Origin of the sequence: Streptomyces sp. NPDC006476, from assembly GCF_040612015.1 — a bacterium.
GTDB classification, from domain to species: Bacteria; Actinomycetota; Actinomycetes; order Streptomycetales; family Streptomycetaceae; genus Streptomyces; species Streptomyces griseorubiginosus_B.
In genome coordinates, this window is record NZ_JBEXPK010000132.1 from 5,327 (window position 1) to 12,239 (window position 6,913).

The 6,913-nt window shown below is 71.0% G+C and carries 8 protein-coding genes; 4 read left to right on the forward strand and 4 right to left on the reverse strand.

The annotated features are described in order from the left end of the window. Window positions 1-525: 525 nt before the first annotated feature. The 4 genes from ABZZ74_RS50205 to ABZZ74_RS50220 form a co-directional block, all read right to left on the reverse strand. Window positions 526-849 (reverse strand): multidrug efflux SMR transporter, encoded by a 324-nt coding sequence (locus tag ABZZ74_RS50205; protein ID WP_133044537.1) that lies wholly within the window; start codon window positions 847-849, stop codon window positions 526-528. 76 nt (window positions 850-925) lie between these two features. Then, window positions 926-1,936 carry a ribosome small subunit-dependent GTPase A gene (rsgA, locus tag ABZZ74_RS50210; protein ID WP_356950825.1) on the reverse strand — a complete coding sequence of 337 codons (1,011 nt, stop codon included), beginning with the start codon at window positions 1,934-1,936 and terminating at the stop codon, window positions 926-928. A 17-nt stretch (window positions 1,937-1,953) separates the two neighbouring features. Then, on the reverse strand, window positions 1,954-3,273 hold the full coding sequence (aroA, locus tag ABZZ74_RS50215) for a 3-phosphoshikimate 1-carboxyvinyltransferase (RefSeq protein ID WP_356950826.1): 1,320 nt from the start codon (window positions 3,271-3,273) through the stop codon (window positions 1,954-1,956). Window positions 3,274-3,338: 65 nt separating this feature from the next. Further along, window positions 3,339-4,058: a M50 family metallopeptidase gene (locus ABZZ74_RS50220; protein ID WP_356950827.1), complete on the reverse strand. Its 720-nt coding sequence runs from the start codon at window positions 4,056-4,058 to the stop codon at window positions 3,339-3,341. A 50-nt stretch (window positions 4,059-4,108) separates the two neighbouring features. Between ABZZ74_RS50220 and ABZZ74_RS50225 the strand changes: the two genes are divergently transcribed. The 4 genes from ABZZ74_RS50225 to rsrA all read left to right on the forward strand — a co-directional run bounded on the left by ABZZ74_RS50225 (window position 4,109) and on the right by rsrA (window position 6,810). Continuing rightward, window positions 4,109-4,930 (forward strand): SOS response-associated peptidase, encoded by an 822-nt coding sequence (locus ABZZ74_RS50225; protein ID WP_356950828.1) that lies wholly within the window; start codon window positions 4,109-4,111, stop codon window positions 4,928-4,930. A gap of 1 nt (window position 4,931) precedes the next feature. Further along, window positions 4,932-5,561 (forward strand): alpha/beta family hydrolase, encoded by a 630-nt coding sequence (locus tag ABZZ74_RS50230; RefSeq protein ID WP_356950829.1) that lies wholly within the window; start codon window positions 4,932-4,934, stop codon window positions 5,559-5,561. 257 nt (window positions 5,562-5,818) lie between these two features. Then, the gene (gene sigR, locus ABZZ74_RS50235) at window positions 5,819-6,502 is read left to right on the forward strand and encodes a sigma-70 family RNA polymerase sigma factor (RefSeq protein ID WP_207929812.1); all 684 of its coding nucleotides are present in this window, start codon (window positions 5,819-5,821) and stop codon (window positions 6,500-6,502) included. Next, window positions 6,499-6,810: a mycothiol system anti-sigma-R factor gene (rsrA, locus tag ABZZ74_RS50240; protein WP_356950830.1), complete on the forward strand. Its 312-nt coding sequence runs from the start codon at window positions 6,499-6,501 to the stop codon at window positions 6,808-6,810. The genes sigR and rsrA overlap by 4 nt, the downstream gene beginning before the upstream one ends. Window positions 6,811-6,913 lie beyond the last annotated feature (103 nt).

The following is a 6,913-nucleotide window of genomic DNA, read 5'->3' on the forward strand; positions in this document are numbered from 1 at the left end:
GCCTGCGCGGCCGGGCGTTTTAACTGCGCGGTCGGGTGGGTTGTGCTTGGTCGGGCGGGCTGGATGCGCACCCCGGCGTGGCCTGCGCGGCCGGGCGTTTTAACTGCGCGGTCGGGTGGGTTGTGCTTGGTCGGGCGGGCTGGATGCGCACCCCGGCGTGGCCTGCGCGGCCGGGCGGTCTAGCTGCGCACTCCGGCGGGTCGTGCCGGGCCGGGCGGGCTGGATGCGCACTCCGGTGAGTCCTGCGCGGCCGGGCGGGCTGGATGCGCGGTCGGGTGGGTCGTGCTTGGCCGGGCGGGCTGGACGCGCCCTCCGGTGGGGCGTGCCTGGTCGGGTGGGCTAGCTGCGCGGTCGAGTCGGTCGTGGCTGGTCAGGCGTCGGGGTGGGCACTCCCCGGGCCATGCACGGGCAGGTGGTCCAGTGCACCCCTCGGTGGCCCCTGCCGTGTCCGCCGCGCAGAAGCGCATTCCGGTCAGCGAGTCGGGAGCGAGCCGTGGGCGGTCGGCGCGCGGTGCGGTGGGTGGGCTAGTGCGCCGATCCCGAGAGCTGGAGTCCTATCACGCCGATGATGACGAAGCTGATCGAGACGATCTTGAGGGTGGAGACCAGGTCGCCGAGGAAGATCATGCCGTAGATCGCCGTGCCCGCCGCGCCGATCCCGGTCCACACGGCGTAGGCGGGGCCGACGTCGAGTTTCTTCAGGGAGAGGGTGAGCAGGCCGAAGCTGCCGAGCGCGAAGCAGCAGAACGCGATCGTGGGCCACAGTCGGGTGAATCCGTGGGAGAGCTTGAGGCACACGGCGAAGCCGGTCTCGAGTATCCCGGCCACGATGACCAGCAGCCACGCCATGTGCTGTCCTCCCGTATGTCCGGCTCGGTGCGATTATGCACTTACCGAGCTGACGTACAGCCAAACAACGCGGTGGTCAGTCGTCTTCGGTGTGCTCGCGGGTCGCCAGCAGCCGGCGGAGCGAGTAGAGGCGCGCAGGGTCGGCGTGGCCCTCGGCCACCCACTCGTCCAGCGCGCAGTCCGGTTCGTCGTGGCTGCACGCGCGCGGGCAGCCCGCCGTGCCGGGTTCCAGGTCCGGGAAGGCGTGGATGACCCGGGACGGATCGACGTGCGCCAGGCCGAAGGACCGTACGCCCGGGGTGTCGATCACCCAGCCGCCGTCCCCGGCCAGGGGGAGGGCCAGTGCCGAGGTGGTGGTGTGCCGGCCGCGGCCGGTCACCGCGTTGACATGGCCCGTCAGACGCCTGCGGTCCTCCGGGACCAGCGCGTTGACCAGGGTCGTCTTGCCCACGCCCGAGTGGCCCACAAACGCCGTGATCTTGCCGTCCAGCTGCTCGAGTACCCGGTCCGCCGCGTCGCCGTTCTCCAGTTCCTCGCGGCTGGTGACCACGTAGGGGATGTCGAGGTCGCCGTACAGCTCCAGGAGCTTGTCGGGCGGGGCGAGGTCCGACTTGGTCAGGACCAGCAGGGGGTCCAGGCCGCCGTCGTAGGCCGCGACCAGGCAGCGGTCGATGAGGCGCGGGCGGGGTTCGGGGTCGGCGAGGGCCGTGACGATGGCGAGCTGGTCGGCGTTCGCCACCACCACGCGTTCGTACGGGTCGTCGTCGTCGGCCGTGCGGCGCAGCACCGAGCTGCGCTCCTCGATGCGGACGATGCGGGCCAGGGTGTCCTTCTTGCCGGACAGGTCGCCGACCAGGGCCACCCGGTCGCCCACGATCGCCGCCTTGCGGCCCAGTTCGCGGGCCTTCATCGCCATGACGATCCGGTCGTCCACGAGGACGGTCAGCCGTCCCCGGTCGACGGTGAGCACCATGCCCTCGGCCGCGTCCTCGTGCGCGGGGCGGATGTTGGTGCGGGGTCGGGTGCCCTTGCGGTTCGGGCGGCTGCGGATGTCGTCCTCGTCGGTGTGCTTGCCGTAGCGGCGCATGACTGTGTCCTCGCTGCCTAGGCCGCGAGCATCCCGGTCCACAGCTCGGGGAAGTCCGGCAGTGTCTTCGCCGTCGTCGCCACGTTCTCGATCAGTACGCCCTCCACCGCGAGGCCGATGATCGCGCCGGCCGTCGCCATGCGGTGGTCCTCGTAGGTGTGGAAGGTCCCGCCGTGCAGCGGGCGGGGGCGGATGTGCAGGCCGTCGGCGGTCTCCGTGACGTCACCGCCGAGTTCGTTGATCTCCTTGGTGAGCGCGGCCAGCCGGTCCGTCTCGTGCAGCCGCAGATGGGCCACGCCCCGCAGGGTCGAGGGGGAGTCCGCGAGCGCCGCGACCGCCGCGACGCCGGGGGTCAGCTCGCCGACCTCGCTCAGGTCCACATCGATACCGTGGATGCCACCCGAACCGGTGAACACCAGCCCGTAGTCGAGGAGTTGGCAGGAACCGCCCATTTCGGTGAAGATCTCGCGCAGCCGGTCACCGGGCTGGGTGGTGCGGGAGGGCCAGTCCGGGATGACGACCCTGCCGCCGGTGACCAGCGCGGCGGCCAGGAACGGCTGGGCGTTGGACAGGTCCGGCTCGACCGTCAGGTCCCGGCCCAACAGCGCGCCCGGCGTCACCCGCCAGACGTTCGGCTCGCCGCCCGACTCCGGGGTGTCGACCTGGGCGCCGACCGCGCGCAGCATGTCGACGGTCATCCGGATGTGCGGCATCGACGGCAGCGAGGAACCGACGTGCCGGACCTCGACGCCCTGGTTGAAGCGCGGGCCGGACAGCAGCAGGGCCGAGACGAACTGGGACGAGGAGGAGGCGTCGATCTCCACGGGGCCGCCGTCGAGTGCGCCCCCGCCGTGCACGGTCAGCGGCAGCGCCCCCCGGCCGTCGTCGTCGATCCGGGCGCCGAGGACGCGCAGCGCGTCGATCACGCCGTGCAGAGGACGCTCGTACGACCGCGCATCGCCGTCGAAGCGGATGGGGCCGTCGGCGAGCGCGGCGGCCGGCGGCAGGAAGCGCATCACCGTGCCGGCGTTGCCGACGTCGACCGTCGCCGGGCCGTGCAGGCCGGTGGGGAGCACGCGCCAGGTCTCGCCGGTGCCGTCCGGCCCGACGCCCTCCTCGATGTCGACGCCCATCGCGCGCAGCGCGCCCAGCATCAGCAGGGTGTCGCGGGAGCGCAGGGGGCGGCGCAGCCAGCCGGGTTCGCTCGCCAGGGCCGCGAGGACGAGGGCACGGTTGGTGACCGACTTGGACCCCGGTACGTGGACCGTCGCGTCGACGGCTCCGCTCGCGTGGGGGGCGGGCCAGAGGGCGGTGTGCTCGGCGGGGTTGTGGGCCATGGGTTCACTTTATAAGGAGGGGGTGGCACCGGCCGTCGCGCAGGTCCGGCGTCGTCGACGCTCCGTCACACCTCCAGCAGCCACCGGCCGCCGCCGATGAGCGAGCACAGCGACACCGCGTGGAACAGGAACAACCACAGCCCCGCCGGTACGTGCGTCAGCCGGGACAGCTGGTCCGCGTCCGAGTCGCCCGCGCCGCCGCGCATCCGCTTGGCCTGCAGCTCGAAGGCCGGGCGCACCCCGCCCACCAGCAGGAACCAGACCACCGCGTAGGCGAACGCCGCCTGCACCTGGGGTCCCGCGAGCCATGACACCAGGAGGAACGCGCCCCCCGTCAGCACCACCGTCAGGGCCCCGTACGCGTTGCGGATCATCACCAGCATGGCCAGCAGCAGGGCCGTCGCCAGCCACAGCAGCAGCGTGATGTGGCCTGCCGCGAGCAGGGCCGCGCCGCCGAGGCCGAGCAGCGGGGGAGCGGTGTAGCCGGCGGCCGCGGTGAGGATCATGCCGAGGCCGTGCGGCTTGCCGCGGCTTACGGTGAGGCCGCTGGTGTCGGAGTGCAGGCGTATGCCTGTGAGGGTGCGGCCGGTGAGCAGCGCGATCAGGCCGTGGCCGCCCTCGTGGGCGATGGTGATGGCGTTGCGCGCGATGCGCCAGACGTTGTGCGGGACGGTGACGGCGAGCGCGGCGACCAGAGTCGCGATCACCACCCACAGGTCGGGGTCGGGCTGGGTGCCGAAGACACGGTCCCACAGGGACGCGAGAGAGGATGCGGTGCTGTCCATGTTCGGCGGTGACTCCCGGTGGGCTCGGCGGATCTGGCAGTGTGGCACGTATGTGCGGTAGGTATGCGGCTAGTCGTCGACCAGAGGATCTCGCAGGAATCTTTGAGATCGAGAAGTGGGAGCCGGAGCCCGAGGAGACTCTGGCGCCCGACTACAACGTGGCCCCCACCAAGGAGGTCTACGCCGTCCTCGACCGCCCTCTTAAGGACGTGGACGACCCGCGGCCGGTTCGGCAGCTGCGCAAGCTCAAGTGGGGGCTGGTGCCGAGCTGGTCGAAGAGCCCCGAGGGCGGCGCCCGGATGATCAACGCCCGCGCCGAGACCCTCCACGAGAAGCCGTCGTACAAGCGGGCCTTCTCCTCCCGGCGCTGCATCATCCCCGCCGACGGCTACTACGAGTGGGTCACCGGCAAGCAGGAGCGGGACCTGGAGGTCGAGGGCAGGAAGAAGCGGCCGCGCAAGCAGCCCTACTTCGTGCTGCCGGCCGACGGCTCGGTGTTCGCGATGGCCGGGCTCTACGAGTTCTGGCGGGACAAGACCCTCCCCGACGACCACCCGCAGGCCTGGTGGGTGACCTGCTCGGTGATCACCACCGAGGCGGAGACGACCCCGCTCGCCGTCTCCCCGGCCGAGGGCCCGTACTCCCTGGCCGAGATCCACCCCCGGATGCCGCTGATGCTCACCCCGGACCGCTGGGACTCCTGGCTCGATCCCTCCCGCACCGCCCTCGACGACCTGCGCTCCCTGCTGCAGCCCCCGCCGGCCGGCCTGATGCGCGCCTACCCGGTCTCCACTGCCGTCAGCAACGTCCGCAACAACGGCCCGGAGCTGCTCAAGGAGCTGGAGGGCCCAGAAGAGGGCACACTGTTCTGACGTGACGACCGAGATCATCGCTACGGAGGCGGGGGACGCCCGCATCACCTGGCATCCGGCCCAGGACGCACGGCTCGTGCTGGCCGTGAGCCATGGCGCCGGCGGAGGCATCGAGGCGCGGGACCTACAAGCGCTCGCCCATGTCCTGCCGCGGCACGACGTGAGCGTCGCCCTGGTGGAGCAACCCTGGCGGGTCGCCGGCAAGAAGGTGGCGCCGGCGCCCAGGACACTGGACGTCGGCTGGCACGGCATCTGGCCCGCCCTGACCAAACTCGGGCTGCCGGTGGTCTCCGGAGGCCGCAGCGCCGGCGCCCGGGTCGCCTGCCGTACGGCGACCGAGCTGGGCGCCCACGGCGTCCTCGCCCTGAGCTTCCCGCTCCATCCGCCGGGCCGGCCGGAGAAGTCCCGCGCCGGGGAACTGCTGGGATCCGGGGTGCCCACCCTGGTCGTACAGGGCGGAAACGATCCCTTCGGCAGGCCGGAGGAGTTTCCCGACGGGACGTACGAACTGGTCGAGGTGCCGTTCGCCGATCACGGGTTCGCCGTGCCGAAGCGGGCGGAGCTCGGACCGGAGCAGGCCGTGGCGATCGTCACGGACGCGGTCGTGAAGTGGGTCGGGTCACTGGGGTGACGGCCCGGGAATGTTGGGGACCGGACCTCTGTTGAGCCCGACAGAAGTGCTGAACCACCAGCACCGACGTCGTGGGAGAGGAAGTCCGCCGCATGGGTTCGACCACATGCCCGAGCCGCAGCAACCGTGCTGACCTGGACTGGACGGTGCTGACTGCGGCCAAGACCACCCCGATTCGAGGGGCGGCGGGGACGGGTCGTCGTCTATCCTCCAATTCCGGTGGCACCGGTTTCGATGCCCCCCGGAATCTTGAGGAGGTGGGTCCGGTCACTGGGACCGACGCAGGGACCGACAACGGCCAGGCGGAGCTGCCCGAGGGCCAGGGCGTCAGCGCGGAGTCGACGTCGGAGCGCAGTGCGCGCTTCGAGCGGGACGCGCTCGAATTCCTCGACCAGATGTACTCGGCCGCCCTGCGCATGACGCGCAACCCGGCGGACGCGGAGGACCTGGTGCAGGAGACGTATGCCAAGGCGTACGCGTCCTTCCACCAGTTCCGCGAAGGCACCAACCTCAAGGCGTGGCTGTACCGGATCCTCACCAACACGTTCATCAACTCCTACCGCAAGAAGCAGCGCGAACCCCAGCGCTCCGCGGCCGAGGAGATCGAGGACTGGCAGCTCGCCCGTGCCGAGTCGCACATGTCGACGGGTCTGCGCTCCGCGGAGTCGCAGGCGCTCGACCATCTGCCGGACTCGGACGTGAAGGAAGCGCTCCAGGCGATCCCCGAGGAATTCCGTATCGCCGTGTACCTGGCCGACGTAGAGGGCTTTGCGTACAAGGAGATCGCGGACATCATGGGGACACCCATCGGTACGGTGATGTCCCGGCTGCACCGGGGCCGCCGTCAACTGCGCGGCATGCTCGAGGACTACGCCCGTGAGCGTGGGCTGGTCCCGGCCGGCGCCGGAGACTCGGACGAAGCGAAAGGCTCGGGCTCATGAGCTGCGGAGAGCCGCACGAGACGGACTGCAGCGAGGTACTCGATCATCTGTATGAGTTCCTCGACAGTGAGATGCCGGAAGTCGATCGCGACAAGTTCAAGCAGCACTTCAAGGAGTGCTCGCCGTGTCTGGAGAAGTACGGCCTGGAAGAGGCCGTGAAGAAGCTCGTCAAGCGCTGCTGCGGGCATGACGACGTGCCGACCGACCTGCGGTCCAAGGTGATGGGGCGGATCGAGCTGATCCGCTCCGGGCAGACCGTGCCCGAGCGCGACGTGGCGGCCGCGCCGGCGACGCCCCAGGAGTCCTGAGCGCCACGGGGCGACCGCCCCCGGTCGTGCCGTGCGCGTCCGGTCAGATCTCCAGACCGTTCTCGATCCGCCTCAGCCCGTGCCGGGCGAGCGCCAGGTTGCT